The organism is Chitinophaga tropicalis (assembly GCF_009758205.1).
In the GTDB taxonomy this organism is placed as follows: domain Bacteria; phylum Bacteroidota; class Bacteroidia; order Chitinophagales; family Chitinophagaceae; genus Chitinophaga; species Chitinophaga tropicalis.
In genome coordinates this window covers 60,094-85,084 of sequence record NZ_WRXN01000012.1, presented here as the reverse complement: position 1 = coordinate 85,084, position 24,991 = coordinate 60,094, and the positions used below count along the sequence as shown (strand labels likewise).

General features: G+C 46.3%; 18 protein-coding genes. 6 read left to right on the top strand and 12 right to left on the bottom strand.

Annotated elements, in window-relative coordinates:
* Positions 1-94: 94 nt before the first annotated feature.
* From GO493_RS23245 to GO493_RS23235, 3 genes are all read right to left on the bottom strand, one after another.
* Positions 95-2,407, bottom strand: coding sequence for an FdhF/YdeP family oxidoreductase (locus GO493_RS23245; protein WP_157308629.1), 2,313 nt, complete (start codon positions 2,405-2,407; stop codon positions 95-97).
* A gap of 19 nt (positions 2,408-2,426) precedes the next feature.
* Entirely contained in the window at positions 2,427-3,281 is an 855-nt protein-coding gene (fdhD, locus tag GO493_RS23240) for a formate dehydrogenase accessory sulfurtransferase FdhD (RefSeq protein ID WP_232538987.1), read from the bottom strand.
* Positions 3,282-3,408: 127 nt separating this feature from the next.
* Entirely contained in the window at positions 3,409-5,259 is a 1,851-nt protein-coding gene (locus GO493_RS23235; protein ID WP_157308628.1) for a DUF4132 domain-containing protein, read from the bottom strand.
* A gap of 184 nt (positions 5,260-5,443) precedes the next feature.
* Here GO493_RS23235 and ypfJ point away from each other — a divergent pair, with 184 nt between their 5' ends.
* Positions 5,444-6,307, top strand: a complete 864-nt coding sequence (gene ypfJ / locus GO493_RS23230) for a KPN_02809 family neutral zinc metallopeptidase (RefSeq protein ID WP_157308627.1) — start codon at positions 5,444-5,446, stop codon at positions 6,305-6,307.
* Positions 6,308-6,452: 145 nt separating this feature from the next.
* Here the strand turns inward: ypfJ and GO493_RS23225 are convergent, their stop codons facing one another.
* Positions 6,453-7,589 (bottom strand): sensor histidine kinase, encoded by a 1,137-nt coding sequence (locus GO493_RS23225; RefSeq protein ID WP_157308626.1) that lies wholly within the window; start codon positions 7,587-7,589, stop codon positions 6,453-6,455.
* Positions 7,590-7,781: 192 nt separating this feature from the next.
* Between GO493_RS23225 and GO493_RS23220 the strand changes: the two genes are divergently transcribed.
* The 4 genes from GO493_RS23220 (at position 7,782) to GO493_RS23205 (ending at position 11,679) form a co-directional block, all read left to right on the top strand.
* Complete coding sequence (locus tag GO493_RS23220; protein WP_157308625.1) at positions 7,782-8,060, top strand: SelT/SelW/SelH family protein; 279 nt, start codon at positions 7,782-7,784, stop codon at positions 8,058-8,060.
* 80 nt (positions 8,061-8,140) lie between these two features.
* Positions 8,141-9,334 carry a BamA/TamA family outer membrane protein gene (locus GO493_RS23215; protein WP_157308624.1) on the top strand — a complete coding sequence of 398 codons (1,194 nt, stop codon included), beginning with the start codon at positions 8,141-8,143 and terminating at the stop codon, positions 9,332-9,334.
* Between the two features lie 299 nt (positions 9,335-9,633).
* Positions 9,634-10,584: an RpnC/YadD family protein gene (locus tag GO493_RS23210; RefSeq protein WP_157308623.1), complete on the top strand. Its 951-nt coding sequence runs from the start codon at positions 9,634-9,636 to the stop codon at positions 10,582-10,584.
* Positions 10,585-10,695: 111 nt separating this feature from the next.
* Complete coding sequence (locus tag GO493_RS23205; protein ID WP_157308622.1) at positions 10,696-11,679, top strand: outer membrane beta-barrel protein; 984 nt, start codon at positions 10,696-10,698, stop codon at positions 11,677-11,679.
* Here GO493_RS23205 and GO493_RS23200 read toward each other — a convergent pair.
* The 7 genes from GO493_RS23200 to GO493_RS23170 form a co-directional block, all read right to left on the bottom strand.
* Positions 11,651-12,208 (bottom strand): NADPH-dependent FMN reductase, encoded by a 558-nt coding sequence (locus GO493_RS23200; protein WP_157308621.1) that lies wholly within the window; start codon positions 12,206-12,208, stop codon positions 11,651-11,653. The two genes, GO493_RS23205 and GO493_RS23200, sit on opposite strands and share 29 nt — an antisense overlap.
* Positions 12,209-12,362: 154 nt before the next feature.
* Positions 12,363-12,593, bottom strand: coding sequence for a DUF488 domain-containing protein (locus tag GO493_RS23195; protein ID WP_157308620.1), 231 nt, complete (start codon positions 12,591-12,593; stop codon positions 12,363-12,365).
* Between the two features lie 66 nt (positions 12,594-12,659).
* Positions 12,660-14,108 (bottom strand): glycoside hydrolase family 32 protein, encoded by a 1,449-nt coding sequence (locus GO493_RS23190; protein ID WP_157308619.1) that lies wholly within the window; start codon positions 14,106-14,108, stop codon positions 12,660-12,662.
* Between the two features lie 54 nt (positions 14,109-14,162).
* Entirely contained in the window at positions 14,163-15,872 is a 1,710-nt protein-coding gene (locus GO493_RS23185; protein ID WP_157308618.1) for a RagB/SusD family nutrient uptake outer membrane protein, read from the bottom strand.
* Between the two features lie 18 nt (positions 15,873-15,890).
* Positions 15,891-18,971 (bottom strand): SusC/RagA family TonB-linked outer membrane protein, encoded by a 3,081-nt coding sequence (locus GO493_RS23180; protein ID WP_157308617.1) that lies wholly within the window; start codon positions 18,969-18,971, stop codon positions 15,891-15,893.
* Between the two features lie 55 nt (positions 18,972-19,026).
* Positions 19,027-19,929 (bottom strand): carbohydrate kinase family protein, encoded by a 903-nt coding sequence (locus GO493_RS23175; protein WP_157308616.1) that lies wholly within the window; start codon positions 19,927-19,929, stop codon positions 19,027-19,029.
* An 11-nt stretch (positions 19,930-19,940) separates the two neighbouring features.
* On the bottom strand, positions 19,941-21,269 hold the full coding sequence (locus GO493_RS23170; protein ID WP_157308615.1) for a sugar porter family MFS transporter: 1,329 nt from the start codon (positions 21,267-21,269) through the stop codon (positions 19,941-19,943).
* Between the two features lie 291 nt (positions 21,270-21,560).
* Here GO493_RS23170 and GO493_RS23165 point away from each other — a divergent pair, with 291 nt between their 5' ends.
* Entirely contained in the window at positions 21,561-24,323 is a 2,763-nt protein-coding gene (locus GO493_RS23165) for a hybrid sensor histidine kinase/response regulator transcription factor (protein ID WP_157308614.1), read from the top strand.
* 2 nt (positions 24,324-24,325) lie between these two features.
* On the opposite strand, the gene GO493_RS23160 is transcribed toward GO493_RS23165, so the two are convergent.
* Positions 24,326-24,988 carry a hypothetical protein gene (locus GO493_RS23160; RefSeq protein WP_157308613.1) on the bottom strand — a complete coding sequence of 221 codons (663 nt, stop codon included), beginning with the start codon at positions 24,986-24,988 and terminating at the stop codon, positions 24,326-24,328.
* Positions 24,989-24,991: the final 3 nt, after the last annotated feature.

Below are 24,991 nucleotides of genomic sequence, written 5' to 3'. Positions count from 1 at the left end.
ATATTTCTACCGGCCGTAGGCCGGTTAACTTCTCGCTCAAAAAAAGTGGTTTTGCCGAAGGAAAAACCACTTTTTTTGAGCATTCTATCCGCTTCTATAAACTCTTCCTCACCCTGATCACAACCAACTTCGATGTAGGCGTATTACTCTTCTCCGCTACACTATTCAAAGGCACCAACGCATTCGCCTCCGGAAAATACGTCGCCGTACACCTCTCCGGAATATCATAAGCCACTACCAGGAACTTCCTGACCACTCTTTCCTGCCCCTCAAAAACATTCACCAGGTCTACTACATCTCCCGTCTTCAACCCGGCTTTATCAATATCTGTTTTATTCATAAGAATAACCCGCCTCTCCTGGTAAATCCCTCTATACCTGTCATCCAACCCATAAATAGTTGTATTGAACTGATCATGACTACGTATAGTCATCATCATATATTCATCATCTGCCAACGGATGAATGGTCAGCGGTGCAATATTAAAAACAGCCTTACCTGACCCGGTATCGAACTTCCCTTCCCTTGCATTATTAGGCAGATAAAAACCTCCCGGATGTCTCACCCGCGTATTATAATTATTGAACCCGGGTATCACCTTCTCCAGGTCTTCCCTGATATAATCATAATGCTGCGTATAATGCTTCCAGTTAACCCGGGAGCGGTCTCCCAGCGTAGCCTGCGCCAGCCGGCATACAATAACCGGCTCACTCAGCAGATCGGCTGATATAGGAGGGAGGTTACCCTTAGACATCTGCACTACTCCCATAGAGTTCTCACATGTCACAAACTGCTTTTCCCCATTAAGAATATCCTGGTCGCTCCTTCCCAGGCAAGGCAGTATAATAGCTTCCCTGCCATGTACCAGGTGACTCCGGTTCAGTTTAGTAGAAACATGTACCGTCAGCGCACAATTACGCAACGCCTGTGCGGTGATCTCCGTATCCGGCGTGGCAGAGAGGAAATTACCTCCCATAGCAAAGAATACACTGGCTTTACCATCACGCATGGCGCGGATAGCGGAAACCGTATCATAACCATGTTCCCGGGGAGGCTCAAATCCATATATGTCCCGTATCTTATCAAGAAGCCTGGCGGAAGGTTTCTCATAAATACCTACGGTACGGTCTCCCTGCACATTACTATGTCCCCTTACGGGACAGGTACCGGCTCCTGGCTTACCTATACTGCCTTTCAGCAGAAGAAGATTAACTACTTCTTTAATAGTATCAACCGCATTTTTATGCTGGGTAAGCCCCATTGCCCAGCAGGCAATGACCTTCTTTTTATGCATCAGCGCATTGGCGGCCTCACGTATCTGTTCCAAAGAAACACCACTTGCAGCCACCAGCTGATCCATATTCTGCCGGCGCAGGTGATCTATATAATCTGTCGCGCCCTGCGTATTCTCACTAATGAACGTTTTATCAAACACAGTTCCCGGCTGCCGGTCTTCCTCCTCCAGCAGCAAGAGGGCAATAGCCTTCAGCAGCGCCATATCCCCGTTTATCTTCACCTGCAGGAAGATATCTGTCAGCTTGGCCTTAATATTGAATACCCCTTTTACCGTCTGCGGGTTCAGGAAGTTAAGCAGACCTGTTTCCGGTAACGGATTGACAGAAATAATAGTAGCCCCGTTGTCCTTCGCTTTCTGCAACGCAGTAAGCATCCGCGGATGATTGGTACCCGGGTTTTGCCCTAGTATTATAATGGCTTCCGCCTGGTAAAAATCATCCAGCGTTACAGAGCCTTTTCCTATACCCAGGGATTCTCCCAGGGCCACGCCACTGGATTCATGACACATGTTGGAGCAGTCCGGCAGGTTGTTGGTGCCGTATTCCCTTACAAAAAGCTGGTAGAGGAAAGCGGCTTCATTACTCGTCCGGCCGGAAGTATAAAATATCGCTTCATCAGGAGACGATAATGCATTGAGATGCCCGGCTATCTTGCCGAATGCGTCCTCCCAGCTCAGGGGTTTATAATGAGTAGCGCCGGGAGCGAGGTACATAGGTTGCGCTACCCGTCCTTTCTTACCTATCTCATAATCAGTGAGTGCGGCCAGTTCATCCACACTGTTGGATGCAAAGAATGCAGATCCCAGCTTTTTAGTGGTAGCTTCCTCAGCAATAGCTTTGGCGCCGTTCTCACAGTATTCTGCGATGGAAGAACGCTCGTCATCCGGGTCCGGCCATGCACAGCCGGGACAGTCAAAGCCATCTTTCTGGTTCAGTTTCAGAAGGGCCTTCAGTCCGCGAACAGCATCCATTTCATGGAGTATATGTTTGGCGCTGGAAATAACTGCAGGAATGCCGGCAGCTGTAGTTTGGGGCTTACCCAGCTTTACGTGGCCGGTAAATTCCTCGGGGTTTTCAGCCCCGGGAGTTGTTGGAATTTGTTGATCAGACATGATAGATGCGTTAACTAACTCAGAACACTATTCTTTTCTCACCCGTATAAATATTAAACCTTTGCTCACGTAAAAAGCCGATCAGCGTGATATCTCTTTCAGCTGCTATTCTGACTGCCATACTGGAAGGAGCGCCTACTGCGGCTATCAGCCTTATACCCGCTACAGCAGCTTTCTGTATCAGCTCAAATCCCGCACGGCCGCTCAGCAGTAATATATATCTGTCCGGCACAAAATCCTGTTGCTGTAGGGCGGCGCCTATAACCTTATCCACTGCATTATGCCTGCCAATATCTTCCCTCAGCAGTACCAGTTGCCCCTGTTGGTCAAACAATGCCGCAGCATGTAAACCACCGGTATCTTCAAACACCTGCTGCTGTTGCCTGAGCACTTCCGGCAATTGCAATATCAATGATGAATGCCAGGAAGCAGCTGCCGTCTCCGGTTGTTGACCGGTTACCGGGGCATAAATAGATGCAATGTCTGTCTTGCCACACACGCCACAGCTGGCGGTAGAAAAGAAATTCCGGGATGTAGTACCGAGAGAAGGAACAACTGTTTCATGAAGGGTAATACGGATAATATTGCTCTTATCACTACCAGCGCTGATATCTGCAATATCTGCTGCGCTCTTAATAATACCTTCCGTATAAAGAAAACCGGTGGCCAGTTCAGCATCACGACCGGGGGTACGCATGGTAACAGTAATACTCTGCTGTTTACGGCAATGCTGCTGGCCGTATACCAGCCATATTTCCAGCGGTTCTTCTGCAGCCAGGGCATCTTCCGTAGTAGTTACGAGAGTATCCTGTACTCTTGTGATACGGGTGTAAGAAATGGCAGGATTGGACATATTATAAAGGTACTGTAACATTTTAATTTTAATCAGCCTGAAAACACACACAAATGTATCTTTCTTTAGAAAAGCCGCGCAACGCCCCCACACAAAAAAACGCTTTTGCCGAAGGCAAAAGCGTTTTTTTGTGCAATTCCCCGCCTCATTATCTATTATACAACTCGGTATTAGCCATTTTCACAAACGAATCAATATGCAAAATAATCTCCGAAAAAATAACAGGCGGCACCTCCTTCAACGGCAACGGCACACCCTGTTTATAAAAACTGATATTATCAGTCAGAATAGTATCTTCCTCTTTCATATCCGCCAGGAAATTCACCCTTATATCCCAGTCAGTAAGCTCAATATAAGGCAGGAACCGCCAGTTATGCGGAACCTTCTTCCTTACATTCCATCCCTTACGAACACTGGCAACAGTAAACTTCCCTCGGTCAAGCAACAATGAAGAGAACCTGCCGGAAAATATACCATCTGTCAGCTCTTCCGTATTAGGAGCAAAGATAGACCTGTGCACCTGTTCAAAAGGCTGTTCTATCTGATGTAAACGGAGGAATTTCTTCCAGGCATTCATCACTCTCGTACTCGCACCATGAGGATGCCATAGCGTCACGATCGTTTCCGGCATCATATTAACAACATTCCCCTGTACATCCGTCAGACAGCCATTAAGCAATATACACTCAGTCTTTTTGTTGCCGTCATTGAAGGTCCAGATAAGACGGGAGGATAACAATCCCAGTAATGGATGCTGCAGGTAATATTTCTCCCAGTGGGCAAAAGACCATGAACGCTGCTGCAGGAAAAAACTTTCTATTTTCGCCGCATAAGCCGCCAGCTGACTTTCTACATTCCGCACCTGCGCCTGAAACTCCCTGAATGCCTTGTTTTGTTTTAATGACCGGCTGGTATCTACTGCAGCGCCATTCAGCTTCCAGGTAACGGGAGACTTTCCCGGAAAAATAAGCTGACAGGAAAGCACATGCTTTCCGATAGTGGTTTCAATAATTCCCCCGGACTTTACGCCAAAGGTAGGTACCAGGGATTCTTCTAGTTCAGTGGATGATATATTGTTCTTCTCTGCCAGCAGCAACAGCACTTTATCAATGCTCTTTTGCGCAGCTTTATCCTGCACACTCTTCCTGATGGCCAGTATCCTGGAAAGAGCGCTGTCAAACGGAAGGAACGTGAATACATAGGTGACGGCCAGACCTGTCCTTGAGGAAAGAGGACCGGTTTCCTTACCCCTCTTAAAAGCCCAGCAGGCATAATCTTCCGCCAGATCGTACAGGCTGGTCCCTTTGATAAGAGGTATCAGCCAGATAAGGGCCTTTAACAGGTCGTGATTGATAGGACTGAGATAATCCACATCAAAATCAGGCGTACCTTTAATCCCCTCATGTCTTTCAGTAAGAATAGTACGGCAATAACTTATCCATTGATGCAGGTGCTGGGATAGCTGTTTATTATCCAGCCGCGCCGTCAGTTGTCTCGCCTTTTTCAGCCAGTTCTGTGTAGGACGGGAGCCGGTACCGGCATTCAGACAATGCCGCAGCAGATCTATCCATTCTTTCTGCTGGGTCTCTTTATTAAATCCTTCTATTATATTGAGTATGTAGATGCCTAACGGGTCCCGGCGACTTATCAGCAGGTCCGGCCCCTTATTCACCAGGTTATCTATCCGGATATTGATCCTGTCTTCCGCCGCAGTCACCGTTCTTTTCTCAGAAGAGTCCAGCAGCTCCAGACAATAACGCAGTGTAGGCGTCATTCCTTTTTTATGTATCTTATCTTCCAGGAGCTTTATCAGTTCCTGCCTGGGGAACCATTTCTCCGATGTACGTTTAAGAGAGGTTTCATGCCATTGGTACATCACCTGGAAACACTGTTCTTCAGTGGCAAACACGGTAAGATATTTTATGAGCCCCGGGGTATCTAGTGACTCAGGCAATCTGTCCGCCTGTATCTTTCCAATCCAGAAGTCGGTGAATTGCATAACATAAATGTATGAGGTGTCGCGAAATGGTATAGAATATCTGAAAGGTATATAAAAAGCTGCATCTGACCACAAAAAACGTTCAGGTTTTACATGATGCAGAAAAAATAATCAAACAACAACACTACCAATTGATTCGATATTAAAATTTCTTACTTTCGAAATATAAAAAAAAGTATAAGATATGCGCTGGCAAAACAGACGACTAAGCGACAATGTCGAAGACCGCCGCGGCAGCGGTGGAGGTGGTGGTATGCGTAACCTCGGAATAGGAGGAGGCATAGGTGGCATCATCATCATTGTGCTTGCATTATTGTTTAACAAAGACCCTCAGCAGGCATTACAGGTCGTGCAGCAGCAGGGCGGTGGCGGCTCTCAGCAGTCTGAAGCGGTAACTGCCAATAGCGATGAAACGTCCCGCTTTGCATCTACCGTACTGGCTGATACTGAAGATGTCTGGAAGAAACTGTTTGCCGAAATGAGCCAGCAGTATAAAGAACCTGGAATGGTAATATACTCAGACTACGACCAGTCTGCATGTGGTTCTGCCCAGTCAGCTATGGGCCCGTTCTATTGCCCTGCAGATGAAAAAGTATACCTGGACCTGTCCTTTTTTAAGGAGATGGAACAGCGCTTCAAGGTAGCGGGCGATTTTGCCATGGCCTATGTTATTGCTCATGAAGTCGGTCACCATGTACAGAACCTGCTGGGTATCAGCCGGAAAGTACAGGCTATGCGTTCCAGGCTAAGCGAAGAAGAATATAACAAGCTCTCTGTAAAACTGGAATTGCAGGCAGATTTCCTGGCCGGGGTATGGGCACATCACGCACAAAAGATGCAGAATATCCTGGAAGAAGGAGATATTGAAGAAGCCCTCAACGCCGCCAGCGCTGTAGGCGACGATGCCTTACAGAAAGCTGCACAGGGATATGTTGTACCTGATGCTTTTACTCACGGTACTTCTGCCCAGAGAATGAAATGGTTTAAAAAAGGCTTTGAGACCGGGGATATTAAACAGGGAGATACCTTTAATAGCGCAAACCTATAAATCTTCTTTAAGCCTGCTCTCAGTTTAAGCTGCGCGCAGCGCAAAATCTCAGCCGGCCGCAGGTCTCGTTCAAAGAAAAGCGCTTTTGCCGAAGGCAAAAGCGCTTTTCTTTGAACAGTTTTTCCGCTCCATTCAAAAATATATTCTATTCCTCCAAAGAACTAAGCACATTATCCTTCACAACAATAGTATAACCACTCCCATTCACCTCATCTCCCTCAGACAAAGGCAGCGTAAAATGAAAACTGGTACCCCGCCCCGGATAACTGTCAAACCAGATCTCACCGTTATTCCTCTCAATGAAATCCTTAGACAACGGCAGCCCTAAACCACAACCCTTCTCATTCTGTGTCCCGCTGGTAGAATAATTTATATTTGAAAATACCTTATGCTGATTATCCCTCGATATCCCGATCCCATTATCCTGCACCACAATTTCCAGCCTCTCCGGTAACAGCATATAATGAATATTTACGGTCCCGTTAGCCGGAGTGAACTTAATAGCATTACCAATAAGGTTCCTGAGTACCAGGCGGATCATATCCTGATCTGCATATACCATTACAGGGTGATGCAGTTGATGCGTCAGCGTTATCTCCTTCTGCCGGGCAAGCGCCTGCAGCAATTCAAATTCTGAGTGAAGAACAGTGCGGATATCAAAATCATCCGGGTTCACCCTGATCCCTTTCATCTGGCTGCTGGCCCAGTGCAACAGGTTATCCATCATGTAGGAGGTATTTTTCATATCCCGCCATAGCTCATCAATAAATAACCGGAACTGCTGAACAGACATTTTATCATCTCTGAGAAGGAAGAGCATACCTTCAAGAATAGCCAGAGGAGAACGGAGATCGTGCGATATCACGGAAAAGATCTTGTCTTTAACATGATTTCCGTTTTCCAGGGCTGCATTCTGTTCCATAATAATATGGTTCTGCTGCTGTACCTGGTTATTCCTGATATTCAGCTGACTGTATAATTCCTGTTGCCGTCTGAACATCCTGTACAATGCGGTGGTGATAACCAGCAATACAAAAAAGAGAATGATACAGAAAACTACCAGTATCCTTTGTTCTTTAATAGTAGTAAGATGGCGTTGCTTTTCTTTCCTGAGTAGCTCGTTCTCCTGCTGGTTTCTTATAGATTCTCCGGCAGCAGTACTTTTAGTAACTTCTGGGACGGAAAGTACGGTTGACGGGGCATAGGCATAACTGTTCACCGGCACAAAATAACAGGTTGCCAGGAGTAAAGATATGTATACACAGCGTCGGACTATCCGCATAGAATAGAAAAGTCTGGTTGTCGGCACTAACGTGTTTAAAAGGGTTACCTGAATGCTGAGCTAAATTATTGAAAAAATCAATTCAAATTCTAAAATATGAAATCTGGCAGTTATAACGTGAAATCTGGTCGTTATACTGATTGTTTTTACAGGTTATTGTATCTTTCACTGTAAAATCAAAGGGTCTTTAATATGAAACCTCGCGTTACAATAGAATATTGTCCAAAATGTGGTTGGTTGCTGAGAGCTGCCTGGATGGCGCAGGAACTGCTCACTACTTTCGTTGAAGAGCTGCATAGTGTGGAATTACAACCTAGCGAAGTAGGCGGAAGCTATATTATTCACCTGGATGGGGAAATACTGATGAACAGGAAAGACCTGGGACATTTCCCGGAAATAAAGGAAGTGAAACAGTTGCTGAGGGACAGGATAGCTCCGGAAAAGAGCCTGGGGCATTCTGACAGGAAATAACTTGCTTAAGCCGCTAAATCAAACCATATCATTATCAGCGCAATTATATATAAAAATCGTTTCTTTGCATCCCGATGAGTATGCAAAGAATAATAGCTTATACAGTCATATTACTGACCGCCGCTCAGGCAGCAGTAGCCCAGCAGCAATCCGGAGATACGATCGTTCCCCGGAAGAAAAGGTATCTTCAGATAGGACATCCATATGATAGCACTCAGCCTCATAAAAGGAGTTTTTTCCCGCTCCCCGTACTGGGGTACTCCCCGGAAAAGGGACTTGAAGTAGGAGCTGCCATGCTATACTCCTTTTATACAGGTAAGGACCCGGTCTTACGCAACTCCACTATTAATCTGATCCCTTCCATAACTTCCAAAAGGCAGTTTAAGATAGATCTGAAAACAGATATCTGGACAAGCGCCAATAACTGGCATTTCAAAAGCAACCTGCGTTATCATAACTTTCCCATATTCTTTTACGGAATAGGAGATACCACGCATAAAGCAGACGGTACTTTGCTGAATAACAAGCGTTACAAGGTCCAGCTGGAAGCCGAACGCCGTATCGGAGGCCATTTCTATATCGGCGGGCTCCTTCAGTACCAGTATGATGATTATTCAGCCCGCGAGGAAAAGGGTATTTATCCCGGAATGTCTTTAGTCGATAAGGACGGCGGTTACGTAACTTTTATCGGTGCCACGGGTATATTTGATAACCGTGATAACCAGAACTATACACATAAAGGCAGCTGGGTACGTCTGAATGTATCCTATGCACCGGCTTTCCTCAGCAAGCATACATTATGGAGAATAGATGCCCAGGCACGTCATTTTGTTCCTATCTCACCCAGGAGTACACTGGGCCTGAATGGCTTATTCAATTCCTTGCAGGGCAAAAACTTACCGTTTTACCAGTTACCGGAAATGGGAAATGACCTGATGATGAGGGGATATTATACCGGGCGGTACAGGGACCAGAACTATGCAGCTGTCCAGGCTGAGTACAGGTACTTCCTGGATCCTAAAATCCCTATCAATATCTGGTTTGTACGTATGCAACCCAAATTTGCACTGGCAGCGTTTGGCGGTACCGGCGCGGTTTTTAATAATAAGGATATAGGGACGTCCCACCTGAAACCCAGCTATGGTGCAGGCATCCGCTGGTTCTACGACGAAGGCGCCAAACTCACCATACGCATAGATTATGCCTGGGGAGAACAGCGCCCCGGTGAGCAACGTCAATCCGGATTGTACCTGTCGCTTGCAGAAGCATTCTGATACCAGATTTCAAGTTGTCCAACATAGAAAAAATTCAATTAATTGGTTAAACCTCTCTCAAAAGAAAATGCTTTTGCCATTCAGCAAAAGCATTTTCTTTTGAGCAATTTTTACACTTCACAGCCAAAGAAATTTAAACAAACATCTTACTTTTTTGTTTCTAATCATTTTATACACTAAACTTGCAAATACATAGGATTCCTACCTTTTGTTCTGACTTTTAACTCCCTTTTTATTTAATCAATATATCTGCCCTGCGCCACAGCAGGGAAGCTATTAATCCATTGTGATGTTAATATATGCTACAGCAGGAAGATATTCTCTGGAAGGGAGTTCTGGAAGAAGTATTTGAAGATTTTATCCGCTTCCTTTATCCGGAAGCAAACAAGGTATTTGACTTTACGCGGGGCATTACTTTTCTCGATAAAGAACTGGAACAGTTGTACACTGATGAAAATAACAGGTATTCACCCCGGCTGGCTGATAAACTGGCAAAGGTGTATACGCTTGACGGTAAAGAAGAATGGATATTGATACACGTAGAAGTACAAGGCACATTCAAAAAGGATTTTGCCCTGCGGATGTTCACCTACTACTACCGGATATTCGACAAATACCAGCGGCGGATCTCAGCATGTGCTATTCTTACTGAGCCTGTTCTGAAACCAAGATCTGATACATACAGGCAAGAGTTTATGGGTACAAAAATATGTTATCAGTTTAATGTTTATAAGATAGCAGAACAGGGTGAAGCAGAATTACGGGCATCCGATAATCTTTTTGCTTTGGCTGTACTGATCGCGAAGTCCAAATTCTTAGGCAAAAATATCAGTGATAGTGCAGAACGGGACCAGCTACTTCTTTCTTTCAAACGCGAGCTGCTGAGAGAGTTAAACCAGAGATCAATTCCAGCCGCTAAAATCCGCGTGTTGATGGCATTCTTAAAGGACTATGTTCATTTCGAAAACGAGAAAAATGAGAAAATTTTTAATAACGAGATACAAAAAGCTAAAACTATGGACATCGAAGAATTTTTAAAGGAATGCTCAAGAATAGAAGGAGTAAGAGTAGGTTTGCAAAGAGGTATTAAAAAAGGAATGAAGATGGGGATAAGAAAAGTTGAAGAAAGACTTACCAACCGCTTATTAACCTCGACTAACTACAGTCAGGAAAAGATTGCAGAACTTCTTAATGTACCGCTCAGCTTTGTAGAAAGTGTACATGGACAAATGAAAAAAGTCAAAAACTAATTTCGTCTTGCTAAAGCCATCTGCATCCGCCAGATGGCTTTTTTTGACCATCTCCCAACAAAATCCTACCTTCCCCAGGACCCAAACATATAACCCAAAACAGATATCGTTATGAAAAGAGAAACCCTGCTATCCTTAGCACTCATCTGCGGCTGCATACTCACAACCCATGCCCAGCAAAAATTCTATCTAAAAGCCTCCGGCGGCTACTTCTTCAGCGTATTTCCGGGACAATTCCCGAAAGTAGGCAGCTACGAACCGCATGATGAACGAAAAGAGTACAACGCTCAGACCGGCGCCACTACAACCATTTCCGAAAAAATCCTGACAGGATCTTACGGAGCAGGTGGGAGAGGGGGCCTCTCCTTTGGCTGGAACATCAACCACTTCATCGCTGTAGAAGGCGCCTTCAACTATTATCGCAGCAAAGAAAACCTGATGACCCGCGAAATCACAACCCTGGCCGGCAGCAACCAGGTAGTAGGAAAAATTGAAGCAAATGGCTATGTAAAAGCGGTCGACTTCGCTCCATCAGTTGTTTTCAATCCAAACTTTGAAAAAGTGAACCCATATGTACGTTTCGGTATGGTCATTCCTTTATGGGGTCGATTGAATATAGCCACAGAAGCCAGCCGCAGCGGCACAACTGTAGTTGGCGGACAAACCCTGCTTTCACAAACAGAGATCTCACGCGAAGAAAGTGTTCACCCAAATGTAACTATCGGCTTTCAAGGCGCTTTAGGCGTGCTTTACCCGGTGACTAAACGACTTGACATTTTTCTTGAAACAGAATACAGGAACGTACCTGTAAGAAGCAAGAAAAAGGAAGTAACAGCGTATGACGAATCCATTACCCTGCGCAATCCCGCTACAGGTGCAGCTGTCGCTACACAAACCCGTGGACTGAACGATCTTTCAGAAGCCGAAAGATATACCGAATACCAGACCACGCTGAACCAGCAATCCAACACACCAGTCAGCCAGGAAGGCGCCACGGTCAAATACAAGGACGATAACAAACCCTCAAACGATCTGAAATCCTACATCAATATCGGCGGATTGGGAGCTAACGCTGGCTTACGCTGGCGGCTCTGACAGCTAACCTGACTAATATCTCTTTCAGAGAATTTTCCAGCTGCAGATCTGTAATATTTCCCGCAGCATCCATTTTTGTACGCACCAGCGGTACAATCAACATATTTTTCTCATCAATAACGGCCGACATTACACGCAACGTCTGCACCAGCGACGCATGCGCTTTCTCGCCACCGGTAGCAAGCGGCGAAGCGCTGATCACAGCTACAGGCTTGTTCATCAGCTCGGCAGACGAAACAATCCAGTCCAGCGCATTCTTCAGCACGCCCGGCATGCCAAACGCATATTCCGGTGTGCTGAAGATCACCGCATCCGCAACCTGCAATTGCTGCCTTAAATCAGCAACCGTATCTGCAGCAACAGCGCCTTCGCCATCCAGTTCAGGACTGAAATATGGCAGCTTGTCAAGACCTGCATACAGACTAAAATTTACATCCGACGGAACCAGTTCAGCACACGCATGCAATAACGATGTATTAGACGACGTGCTGCGCAAACTCCCTGAAATACCTAAAATATTAAATGCCATAATCAGCAAAAATATATGAAACTGCGTTTCCTTTAACTCCTGCTCTGAACTCCTATTTCTTCCTCATAATTTATATTATGTTAAATAGATAATTAATTGAAAAAGAAACTCTTATCCCCAGCTATACAACAAATAGTCGCCTAAGCACCCCTCTTTAACACCTCCTGTAAAACCAATGCATGTGTGTGGGCTTCATCCTTGGCAGCTTCTCAGGGTCATGAGAAAACCATTTTCGTAGTTCCGTACTGGGTGCAATTTCTTTTTCCCAACGGTCCACATGTGCATTGCTTTTTTTAATACCCCGTGGCCATAATCTATCTACCAGTATCCTCAAACCATCATCAGGGTCATACTCATCATATATACGTTTAATAACCACTTTCATAACATAGATATTTTAGCGGTATCCCATCCTCATGAGATACCGCTTTTTGCTTATACTGAACAATCACTACTGCAAATCCCATACACTAAGCTTGTCAACCACCACATTCCCAAACACAGCCAGCTCAGTATTATTCTTCTCCGGAAATACCAACGTAGTCAGCACCTTTTCCCCATCATTGGCAAACACCTCCAGCGAGGACTTGTCCAGCAATATCTCCAGGCTTTTAACAGACTGTACCTTTACCTTTTCAACATCACCGGAAATATGCCTGATGAAAAGCTCGCTGTTTTTTACATTATAACCAACCGTTGTTCCTGCAAGGATGAAACCAAATTCTTCTCCGGTACCTGGTGTAAATGTTGCTTTGATCCAGCTTGCATTGCTTTTAAACGCATTAAGCAGCAGTTTATCCTTCACAACAACCCCCTGTTTTATAAATTTCTTTGACGCAGGCAGCTTATCCAGCAAAGGCCTGATCACCGCTGCCGGTTGCTGGTACAGCCTCACTCCTTCCTGTGTGCTTTTCAGCGCCAGGTCCCGCGCAATAGACATCTGTCCCCGCCACGGATAGGTCGGCGTTTCAAATGGCATAAGCCAGCCTATCATCATCTGCTGGCCTGCAGGCAGGTTATTGTAAGGGATAGCAGCATAGAACGTATGTCCATAATCGACAAAGAGCTGCGTTTCGGGTGAATTGGCATTCGTAAACGTCTTACCATCAAAGTCGCCGATAAAATACTGCAACCCCGTCCCTGCATCCTGGTTCCCGGAAGACAGCATCAGCAGCCATTTTTTCTTCGAAGGATCTCCGTCCACATACAACGGCGTCAGTGAAGGACATTCCCATATCTTCCGTGTATCCCCCTGGTTACCAAATTCACTGAGCAATTCCCACTCCTTAAGATTAGAAGACTTATAGAACTGTACTTTATGCTCTGTCGGCAAAGCTACTGTCATCAGCCAGTAGCCTTTATCTTCCAGCCAGATCACATTAGGATCACGGAAATCTTTCTTATGAACATCTACTACAGGATTGCCAGCGTAATTGGTATAAGTAAGCCCGCCGTCATTACTGTAAGCAATGAACTGTGATTCTTTCTGCTGCTTGGGCTGATCTGCCGTATAAATTGCTACAACAGGCGCTTTCCCGTTCTTCCCGAAACCGCTCGTATTCTTTTTATCTTCAACGGCAGAGCCTGAAAATATCCAGGTTGTAGTATCCGCACGCTCTATCTCAGGAATAGCTATCGGCAAATGCTTCCAGTGAAGCAGGTCCTTGCTGGTGGCATGTCCCCAGCTCATATGTCCCCATTTGTTCTCATATGGATTATGCTGGTAATACAGGTGATATACCCCATCCAGGTAGATCAGCCCGTTAGGATCATTCAGCCAGTTTTTCGGCGCAGTAAAATGATAGACAGGGCGCCATTGAGGTGTGGGTGTTGTATCCTGTGCAGATAGTAACCCCGGAAGCATCCCTGCCAGTAACATGGAAAATAGCTTTTTCTTCATAATAGTATTGTTTGATGATTTTACCAGCCCGCTCAGCGGGCACTGTCGATATTTTTACCAGCCGGTATTCTGTTTGTATAATCCTTTACTGTAATTGATCTGGTTTAACGGAACAGGAAGATATTCATCTCTCCCCTTACGGAATGAAGCATCATTCAGATGCGCGCTACGTGTTTTCTCTACCGCAAAATAAGTATTAAGATATTCAGCAGCAATGCCCCAGCGTACAAGATCAAAGAAACGGTTCCCTTCCATGGCAAACTCCAGCCTGCGCTCCCAGCGCAAAGCCTGCCGGGCAAAATCCTGCGTCCAGTTACAGTTGATGCCGGGCTTATAAGTGTCAATATTATAGTTGGACGAGAAAGTCCCGTTGCTCTGCTTCAATTTACCGGTACTGGCGGCAGCCCTTTCACGTATACGGTTGATGAGCGGCAGCGCTTCGTCCTGACGCCCCAGCTCTATCAACGCCTCCGCTTTAAACAGCAGCACATCAGCATACCTTATCAATACCCAGTTCTTGGAGCTGGACATAAACGGGGGCACTTTCTGGAAAGAAGCGTCGCCCGGCAACACAGCTTCCTTTAAACTCAGGTAAGCGCCATATACTTCCGGGGCACGCGCCCAGGAACGCTGGTAAATAAATGCAGGATCATATTTGTACGGGTGACCGGGAATAGCTACCGTATGGTCCAGGCGGGGATCAAAGGAATTGGAGAAGAAATCCTCGACATTCACATCATTGAACGAATTGAACAACGGAAGCCCGTTACCTCCTGTTTTAAAGGCATTGACCAGGTTGTAACTGGGAGAATGGAAACCACAGCAACCATATTCCTGGTTCATAGGATAATCCAGTGCATGGCCATAATCCAGCCGGCCTTTAGGCGTGCCATCATTTTTGGAATACTGGATAGCAAAGACTGATTCAGGACCATTATCATTAGCAGCCAGGAAGTTGTTTGCATAATCTGCAAACAACTGGTATCTGCCTGAATTGATCACTTCATCACAAACAGTATTCACCTGTTGCAGCATAGAAGCATCAATATCTGTTACGGTATTATTCTCATCCTGTTTGTAAGCCTGGTACAGCAAGGTCTTCGCAAGATAAGCCTTGGCTGCGAACTTATTGGCCCGACCTGTTTCCGGTTGCACCTCCGGAAGATTATCTGCTGCAAAACGGAAGTCATCCGCAATCTTCGTCCACAGTTCATCATTGGTATACGTTCTGTTGGATATACTGTCATAATTGACCTTCTCTACAGTTTCATCGATATATGGAACATATTTAAAAAGCTCTTTCAGCAGGAAATAATAATGCCCTCTCAGGAAACGCATTTCAGCCTGCCGTACCTGCTTCTGCGGATAATTATCAACACTTGCCTTGTTCAGCCTCGCCAGCGCATCATTAGCCCTTCCAATACAAATGTATAATCGGAACCACACAAGATCGGAAGCGCCATTATCTATCCTGTTAAGCGAGAAAGTTTCATAAAAATGATAAGTGTCAATATCACCCGCACCATCCCCGCCCTTATAGGCATCTCCGCTACGGATGTTACCATAGGGCCACATACTTGAGTAAGGCGCAGTATAATGATCATTGCCAAGCGCCGAATAAGCGGCGGTCACCATCTTTTCTATATTCTCCGGTTTATCCAGTTCATCCCCGGAAATCACGGCCTGTGGCGTCTGATCAAGGAAGTTGCTGCAGGCGCCGAATAACAGGCAGCTGGTTATAAGTATATATAGGTTGCGTTTCATTATCAGTGTTTTTCGGATTTAGAAAGCGAGGTTCATTCCAACAGTACCTATCACAGGTATCGGATACGCATTGCTGGGATTCTCCGGATCAGTGGCAGTAAATGTTTTGCTCTTAACAGTAAAGAGGTTACTGCCCTGTAAATAGATCCTGGCAGTCTGCAGCCGCTTGCTGAACAGGTGCTGGAAGCTGTATCCTATCTGCAGGTTCCTCAGTTTCAGGTAAGAACCGGATTCCAGGAAGTATGTAGAAGTCCTGTTCTCATTGTTACGGTCCACCAGGGTAAGCGCCGGAATAGAGGCATCAGGATGCTGTGGCGTCCAGGCATCCAGCGTACGGTCGCCCCAGTTGGTCCCCGGCCATATAGATGCAAAATCAGTGATCGTTTTGTACGTGTTATACACCTGTATACCCTGCAACCCCTGCAGGAAGAAAGAAAGATCAAAGTGCTTATACTCGAGGGATACATTAAGACCATAAGTAAAATCCGGGTTGCCTTTACCAATATAATCGCGGTCCTTATCATCAATGGCCCCGTCATTATTAAGGTCTTTATAACGTATCCTTCCCGGGCCCTTCCCTATCTGTTGCACATAATCATCCGCTTCTTTCTGAGAGCGGAACAGACCATCCGCCACATAGCCAAAGGTAGAGTTGATAGACCTGCCCAGTATCGTTTTATCCTGCCCGTTACCAGGGTATGAAGTCAGCACCTCTTCCGGCAGCTTTGTGATCTTATTGCGATAAGTGGCCACATTACCGGTCACTGTCAGCGACAACCCGGGGGCTATATTTCCGTTGTACGAAAGGAGCATTTCAAAACCCTTGTTCTGCATAGAAGCGCCATTCACAAACCTGGTACCGCCCTCGCCTATTACAGCCAGATACGCTGGGCTGATCAGTATATCAGACGTTTTTTTTACGAAATAATCAACAGAACCGGTAATACGGTTATCAAACAAACCAAAATCGATCCCGGTGTTCGATTCAGTAGTGCTCTCCCATTTAAGTGATGGATTGCCCTGCTGTATCAGCGTATAACCGGAGGGAAGCTGCCCTGATCCCGTCCCACCCAGGTCATAAGCGCTGCCGCTGTCAAAGTCCCAGGTAGGATCTATACCATAAATGGAGGAATAAAGCGTGTAGGTTGCATTATTGGCAATTTCCTGGTTGCCTGACCTTCCCCAGCCATAACGCAGCTTCAGATCAGATATAAAAGGAAGATTATTGCGGATAAAGCCTTCCTCACTCAGTCGCCAGCCAAGAGATACCGCCGGGAACATCCCGAAACGGTTATCTTTCCCGAAACGGGAAGAACCGTCCCGGCGCAGGGTTACAGAAGCCAGGTACCTGTTATCATAAGAATAGTTAGCCTTACCGAAATAAGATAGTAACGTATACCCGCTGCCGGTACCACCGTTGTCTTTATTGGCCGATCCTGCATTAAGGTAGGAGTAGTCTATGTTTTCGAGAGCATATCCCTGGCGGCTTGCATAAAAATTCTGCGCCATATACCTGATCTGCTCCTCTCCCAGCAGAACATCGAAGCGATGCTTCCGTATAGTCCTGTTATACGTCAGCGTATTCTGCCATACCCAGTTGCCATTATAATCCTGCGATGTCTGCGAAAAATTCGTGTTGTCTGACAGAAAACCGGATGTATAGGATTTACGCAGCGTACGCTGGTAAGTACCATTATAATCTATGCCAAAACTACTCCTGAAGTTCAGTCCCGGTATAATTTCCAGCGTAGCATACGCATTACCGAACAATCTCACAAAATGACTTTTATTCTGCCTGTTATCTTCTATCAGCCTTACAGGATTATGCCTGTCCGTCATTCCCGGAGCAGGTCCACCCCAGCCTCCGCTTACCGTATGTACCGGCACTATCGGCTGTTGCACCAGGGCTGTATAAAGAACATCAGAAGTAGGTATCAGCGCATCTTTGGTATAAGTGGCCGATAGATTCTCTCCCACTTTCAGCCTGCCGTTAAAAAAGGAATAGTCAGTATTGAACCTGGCAGTGATCTTCTGCTGATTGGTAGCTTTTACTATGCCTTTATTATTGTAAAAGCCTATAGAGAAGAATGAATTACCCTTTTCTCCTCCATTGGCAACAGATATGTTATAGTTCTGCAACAGGGAAGTCTGCGCAATCTCATCATACCAGTAAGTATCAGCAGGACGCATCGTCTGTGCTGCATCTATATATTCAGGCAGTATTACCTTGTTCAGGACAGGGTTCGTATAATCGCCGTTCCAGTCATACTGGTATATCTGGTTGTTGTTAGGATTGGAATGGTCATTAACGGCAGCCTGCCAGTAAGCACGGCCACGGCCTTCAGTATTCAGCGTTTTTATCTTTGTGCAGTAATACTGAAGAGAGGATGACGCATCCACATTGATACGGCTATAACCTTTTTTAGCCCTTTTAGTAGTGACGATGATCACGCCGTTTGCAGCCCTGGAACCATAGATGGTGGCGGAAGACGCATCTTTCAACACCTGTATGGACTCAATATCGTTCTGGTTCAGTTCCTGCAATCCCCTCTTGGTAGGTATACCATCTATCACATACAAAGGATCATTATTGCCCAGTGTACCGATACCACGTATCCGCACAGTAGCGCTGCTGTTAGGATCGCCGGTGGTGGCGATAAGCACTCCCGGTACGCGGCCCTGCAACGCCTTTACAGGGTTGCCCAGGGGAATATCTTTGATCTCGTTAACATTCACAACAGCTACAGCGCCCGTCAGATCTGCTTTTTTCTGGACCTGGTAACCGGTAACAACTACCTGGTTCAGGTCTGTAGCACTTTCCTCCAGTTCCACCACTACAGGCACATTGGTTTCTCCTGCCTTTTGCATGAAAGGTTTCATGCCTATATAGGTAAAGGTCAGGACTTCCCCAGGTGCAGCCTGTATGCTGAACTGCCCCTTATCATTGGTAATGGCATTACGGTTGCCTGCCTGCACAGTAACACCCGGAATAGGCGCCTTATGCAGTTTATCAGTTACAGTACCAGTAATGCTTTTTTGTTGAGCGGCTGCGAAAAAACAGTACAGCAGCATAGGTAACAGGTAAAATACATTTTTCATAATGGAATTTTTTAGGTTGATAAAATGTCCCCTTGAATATCTACAGCAATATTTATCAGCAATGTAGTGGCGCTTTCACCAGCGCAGTAATCTCTGTAATGTCGTATTCCGGGCATCCTCCCGGTTTTGATGCTACCAGGGCCCCCAGTGCATTGGCAAAGGTGAGGCTGTATTCCGCTGTGCCACCGTTGATGCGGGAAGCCAGGAACCCTGCCAGGAAAGCGTCTCCACTTCCAATAGTATCGGCTACTTTCACCGCTATTCCCTGCCGGTAATGAAATTGCCCGTTTATGTAACCAATACAGCCATCCCCGCCCAGGGTGACCAGGACAGTTGGAATATTAAAGCGCAGGGACAACTCCTGTATCCGTTCTTCATGACTGGCAAAGCTGCCATACCAGGAGCTTATCAGCTCCAGCTCAGCACCATTGAGCTTCAGCAGGTCACAGCTGTTCATCAGCCATTCCAGTGTTTCGTGCGAGTAGAACGGCGCCCGCAGATTAATATCCAGCACCTTCTGCACATCAGATTGTAAAGCCCTTTCAAGTGTACGCCTGGTTATATCATGTCTTACCATCAGGCTGCCAAATATCATGTATTGCAGGTCCCCGCTCCGGAACAGGTCTTCCAGCTCCCTATTCCAGGAAATATGGTCCCACGCCACCGGGTACAGTATCTCATACTGCATATCATTATTCTCATTCATCCAGGCATTTACCTTACCGGTGCTATAGGTCTCATCTACCTGTATAAAGCTGGTTGAAAGCTGCATGCGCTGCATCAGCTGCAACAGCCGCCCGCCATGATCGTCCCTGCCTACCTTCGAAACCATAGCCACCTGTTGCTGTAACTTCTGCAGATGATAGGCGGCATTCATAGGAGCGCCACCCGGCAACTCCTGCTCAGGCAGTATATCCCACAATACTTCTCCCACGCTTACGATGTTGTATTTTGTCATATGCTGTTATTTCAGTGTGTGATCATATTCACTTCTATCTGTTCCAGTGTCTGCCCTTTGGTCTCAGGCATCCAGCGCCATACAAAGAATAGCTGTAACACCATCATAAAACAGAAGAACAGGAAGATGTGGCCCCCGCCTATCTGGCGGGCCAGGTAAGGAAATGTAAATGCTATTACCGCCGCTGCTATCCAGTGCGTAAAACTGCCCACCGTTTGTCCCTTAGCCCTCACGGAATTGGGGAATATTTCAGAGATGAAGACCCATATCACCGCTCCTTGCGAGAATGCGAAAAAGGCAATATAGACCAGCAGGTAGGATACCACCGCAAGACCGCCCGTATGCGTATAAAAAGAGATAGCTACCAGCCCCAGTGTGGCTATCAGCCCAATAGTGCCTATCAGCATCAGCTGCCGGCGCCCTATCCGGTCAATAAACCGTATGGCCGTTAAAGTGAAGACAAAATTGACAATGCCAATACCTACGGTAGAGAGCAATGAAGAACCTTCCCCCAGACCAGACATCTCAAATATGCGCGGCGCATAATAGATAATGGCATTGATACCGGATACCTGGTTAAACAATGCAAACAGCACCGCCAGCATAACAGGTGTCCGGTACTTCCTGCTGAAAAGCTTTTCTCCGGGCGCATTGACAGGCTGCTCCCGTTGCGATTGACGGATAGTCTGAATATCCTCCAGGTACCCCTCAGGATTGATGATCTGCAGGGTAGCCAGGGCAGAAGCCTCTTTTTTATTCCTTAGCAACAGCCAGCGGGGACTTTCAGGCACCCAGCGCAACAACACCAGGAACAGGGCGGCAGGCACCACCTGTATGCCCAGCATCAGCCGCCAGGAATTCCCACCATGCTGACCAATCAGGTAATTGGACAAATAAGAGATCAGTATCCCGAATACCACGTTAAACTGGAAGAGAGCCACCATACGTCCCCGGTACTGTGCCGGCGAAACCTCTGAAATATATACCGGCGCCGTTACTGAAGATGCTCCCACTCCAAGCCCGCCTATAAAACGGCAAAGTAAGAAAGCATACCAGTTGGTGGCCAGGGCCGTCCCGGCCGCAGAAAACAGGTACACCAGGGCTACCAGCACCAGGGTTGCCTTACGCCCCAGCCGGTCTGACGGCAGGCTGCCACCCAGGGCGCCCAATACAGTACCTATCAGCGCAATGGAAACAGTAAAACCATGCTGCACCTCCGTCAGCTGCCAGTGTTGCTGTATGGCCTGCTCTGCACCAGAAATCACCGCCGTATCAAAACCGAATAGAAAACCTCCGAGCGCAACTACAAAAGCCCAGAAAAAAACAATGCTGCTGTTCATCCTTAAATAACTTTTAATTCATAATTAATACCCGTGGAACGAAGAATTTTATGGCCTGGTTTCATAACGCAGATATTGATAGCAATCCAAACCTAGCGTTTTCAATATGGAGGAGATTACTGTATTGCACCTGTTCTTTTTAAAATTGTAACATGGCTTGGTTTTTTACAATTGACTGATTAGTAATTAAATATGAATAGGCTAAAAGAAGTTTTAATTTTCTTATTTTCAATTTTGTATCATTGTTTTTAGAATTTGCAACATCCACGTACTTTTAAAATTATCAGCCAGGTGTCTCCACGTCTCGTTATAAGCATACTTTTAATATTATTATTGTGCTCCGGCTGCCAGCGGGATAATACCCCCAGGTACCGTATCGGTTTTTCGCAATGCACAGGTAATGACGACTGGAGAAGGAACATGCTCACCGAGATGAAACGGGAACTGTTCTACCATCCCGAAATGGAATTGTTGTATAGAGATGCGGAGAGCGACAATAAACGTCAGGTACAGCAGATCCACGAGCTACTGGCAGAGAAGATAGATATCCTCCTGGTATCGCCCAACGAAGCCGTTCCCCTGGCCCCGGCAATTGCAGAAGTATATAATAAAGGTATCCCGGTCATTATCCTTGACCGTAAAGCAGCTACCGATTCCTTCACGGCATATATAGGCGGTGATAATTATAATATAGGGAAACTGGCGGCTGAATATATAGCCGGACAACTGGGAGGCAAAGGCAATATTATTGAAATAACCGGCTTGCGCGGATCTTCTCCTACAGTAGAAAGGCATAAAGGATTCCTGGACGCACTGGCGCATTACCCCGGCCTGAAACTGACTGCCACCCTGGAAGGCGGCTGGGAGGCAGATAAGACCCGGCAGTCCGCCATAAATAACAAGGCTGCCATACACCAGGCAGATGTGGTATTTGCACAGAATGACGTGATGGCCTACAGCATGTATCGCTATTGCCGCGAGAATGGCTTACAACATATTAAATTCATCGGGGTAGATGCCTCCCCTTATCCGGATGCGGGCATAGACCTGGTTTCCCGTGGAATATTAAGCGCCTCCCTCCTGTATCCCAGCGGTGGCAAAGAAGCCATCAGTATGGCGGCAGATATACTGGCCGGCAAAAAAGCGGCCCGCAATACCTTACTGCAAACCGTACTGATAGATAGCAGCAACGTAAAGCTCATGCGCCTGCAGATAGACAAGATACAGGCCCAGCACCAGGAAATTGAGAAACAACAATCCCTCTTACAGGAACAACGCCGCCTCTACCAGGACCAGCTGCACCTGCTCCGTATCGTAGCCACCACCTTATGCGTAGCTTTCCTGCTGGGAATAGTCCTGTATTTCCTCTTACGCACCAACCGGCGCATTAACCGCCAGCTGAAGCAACAACGGGACGAAATCCTGCAGCAAAGAGACCAGCTTGTGGAAATGACAGCCAAAGCCCAGGAAGCTACAGAAGCCAAATTCGCCTTCTTTACCAATATCTCACACGAATTCCGTACGCCTTTAACTCTCATACAGGCGCCACTGGAAAACCTGCTTACAGGCAGACAGCTTTCCTCTGCCCAGAAAGACCAGCTACACCTCATGCAGCGCAACGTAACCCGCTTAATGCGGCTGGTAAACCAGCTACTGGAATTTCGCCGTATTGAAAGCGGCAAACTGCAGCTGAAAGTATCTGAGAACGAACTATCTGCCTTTGTTACAGATATCATGGAGGCATTTCGTGGAATAGCCATGAGCAAGCATATAGACTTCCGCCTCATCAGCCGTCAGCCGGATATTACAGCCTGGTTTGACCAGCGCCTGTTTGACCGGGTGTTGTACAACCTGCTGTCCAATGCTTTCAAGTTTACACCGGATTACGGTAAAGTACATATCAGCCTCGAAAAGCCTGAACATTCAACAGCAGCGGTCATTCGTATTGAAGACGATGGCGCCGGTATGGATGAAACCACCCTGGCGCACGCATTTGAACTGTTCTACCAGAGCCGGGAATCAGGCCATAAAGGTACTGGTATAGGTTTGGCGCTTACCCGTGAGATCATCTCCCTGCATCACGGTACCATAGAAGTGCAAAGCCATAAAGGCAGAGGTACTGCATTTACCATCAGCCTACCCTGCAACAGTGACGCCTTTGCCCCGGAAGAGATATTACAGGACGCCGAAAGCATAAATATTATTAACGATCCCCTGCAACGTTACCTGGACGAGAGAGAACATATCTCCGGTATTACTACCGCTGCCACTCCTGTTACAGAACATGCTCACTCCCTGCTGCTCATTGAAGATAATCCTGATCTTAATCACTTCCTTACAGACTACCTGCGCGGGAACTATGAATCATTTCACGCCTCCGGCGGAGAAGAAGGTCTGCAGCTGGCTTTCCGCCATCTCCCTGATCTTATCCTTTGCGATATTATGCTGCCGGGAATAGATGGTATCCAGGTATTACACACGCTGAAGAAAGATATCCGCACCTCACATATACCCGTTATCCTGCTCAGCGCCAACAGCAGTGAGGAACAGCGTATCAAAGGCATGCAGCACCAGGCAGATGCATATATCAGCAAGCCCTTTAATCTGAAATATCTCTCAGAGACCATTGCCAGCATTCTCAGTAACAGGGCCCTGTTGAAAGATCATTACATAGCTGGACCGGAAACCAGGTTAAATACCCATCAGTCAAGTAAATCAGACAGGCAATTTGTAAACAGCTTTACTGCTATCGTGGAAGATAACCTGGGTAATGACCATTTTAGCGTAGAAGATATATGCCAGCAGCTGTCCGTCTCTAAAATGCAGCTGTACCGCAAAGTCAGACAACTGCTGGACTGTAACGTAAATGACTATATCCTGGATGCCCGTGTAAAAAAAGCAAAGTACCTGCTTGCCAACTCCAGCCAGTCTATTTCAGAAATAGCATATGCCTGCGGCTTCTCTTCTCCTGCTTATTTTTCCACCGTATTCAAAGCCCGTAGCAAACAAACGCCAAAGGCCTTCCGGAATCCAACTACAAAAAACTCCCTTTAAAACTATTTCACCACTTTCATTGTAACGGGTGGCGTAACCTCCTTCTCATCTATCGCCTTAAACTCAATTCCCGTAGCAGTAAAGCTCATAACCTTACTTTCAAATCCAAGCACCACCCCCTTGTCAGTATAAACACCCAGCGGCCCGCCTGATTTCAACGGCAACTCTGTAGTGTACCAGGTCACCTGCTTCCCCCCCGCCTTTGACACAGAAACTATTTTCTTACAGGTATAATCCAGTATCTTTTTCGTTTCACTCTTATCCTCCTCGTCCTCATCTCCCTCCTCCTTCAGCAACTTCTCAACAAGTACCGCCGGCTCCTTGCTTTCATCCACCCACCACAGCTTATTCTGCTCAACATCCATGTATTTATCCCTGCCATTATCAGTAGCAATTTTAATACTGGCATTAACGCCATCCTCCTCTTTTTTAATAAGATCATTGAAATAAGTTCTGACACGCTGCCCTTTATAAAGCAATACAGCATTTTCAGTCGTAGTTTCAGGTATCAGGTCTTTGTACTGTAACTGATCTGGTTTCAGTGAAGCATGAACATTATATGTAACCTCATAATTAATCTGCCCTGCCGCTTTATCCTGCGAAAATGCAGAAAGAGAATTTACAGCAAAAGCAACAGCAATAACGAACGATTGAATGCAATTCATAGT

What these genes read in the sequence shown, in the direction of transcription:
- fdhD (WP_232538987.1), bottom strand. Translation starts at nt 3,281, where the DNA reads ATGTTACAGTACCTTTATAATATGTCCAATCCTGCCATTTCTTACACC.
- GO493_RS23245 (WP_157308629.1), bottom strand. Translation starts at nt 2,407, where the DNA reads ATGTCTGATCAACAAATTCCAACAACTCCCGGGGCTGAAAACCCCGAG.
- ypfJ (WP_157308627.1), top strand. Translation starts at nt 5,444, where the DNA reads ATGCGCTGGCAAAACAGACGACTAAGCGACAATGTCGAAGACCGCCGC.
- GO493_RS23185 (WP_157308618.1), bottom strand. Translation starts at nt 15,872, where the DNA reads ATGAAACGCAACCTATATATACTTATAACCAGCTGCCTGTTATTCGGC.
- GO493_RS23220 (WP_157308625.1), top strand. Translation starts at nt 7,782, where the DNA reads ATGAAACCTCGCGTTACAATAGAATATTGTCCAAAATGTGGTTGGTTG.
- GO493_RS23190 (WP_157308619.1), bottom strand. Translation starts at nt 14,108, where the DNA reads ATGAAGAAAAAGCTATTTTCCATGTTACTGGCAGGGATGCTTCCGGGG.
- GO493_RS23175 (WP_157308616.1), bottom strand. Translation starts at nt 19,929, where the DNA reads ATGACAAAATACAACATCGTAAGCGTGGGAGAAGTATTGTGGGATATA.
- GO493_RS23195 (WP_157308620.1), bottom strand. Translation starts at nt 12,593, where the DNA reads ATGAAAGTGGTTATTAAACGTATATATGATGAGTATGACCCTGATGAT.
- GO493_RS23200 (WP_157308621.1), bottom strand. Translation starts at nt 12,208, where the DNA reads ATGGCATTTAATATTTTAGGTATTTCAGGGAGTTTGCGCAGCACGTCG.
- GO493_RS23160 (WP_157308613.1), bottom strand. Translation starts at nt 24,988, where the DNA reads ATGAATTGCATTCAATCGTTCGTTATTGCTGTTGCTTTTGCTGTAAAT.
- GO493_RS23235 (WP_157308628.1), bottom strand. Translation starts at nt 5,259, where the DNA reads ATGCAATTCACCGACTTCTGGATTGGAAAGATACAGGCGGACAGATTG.
- GO493_RS23170 (WP_157308615.1), bottom strand. Translation starts at nt 21,269, where the DNA reads ATGAACAGCAGCATTGTTTTTTTCTGGGCTTTTGTAGTTGCGCTCGGA.
- GO493_RS23205 (WP_157308622.1), top strand. Translation starts at nt 10,696, where the DNA reads ATGAAAAGAGAAACCCTGCTATCCTTAGCACTCATCTGCGGCTGCATA.
- GO493_RS23210 (WP_157308623.1), top strand. Translation starts at nt 9,634, where the DNA reads ATGCTACAGCAGGAAGATATTCTCTGGAAGGGAGTTCTGGAAGAAGTA.
- GO493_RS23215 (WP_157308624.1), top strand. Translation starts at nt 8,141, where the DNA reads ATGCAAAGAATAATAGCTTATACAGTCATATTACTGACCGCCGCTCAG.
- GO493_RS23180 (WP_157308617.1), bottom strand. Translation starts at nt 18,971, where the DNA reads ATGAAAAATGTATTTTACCTGTTACCTATGCTGCTGTACTGTTTTTTC.
- GO493_RS23225 (WP_157308626.1), bottom strand. Translation starts at nt 7,589, where the DNA reads ATGCGGATAGTCCGACGCTGTGTATACATATCTTTACTCCTGGCAACC.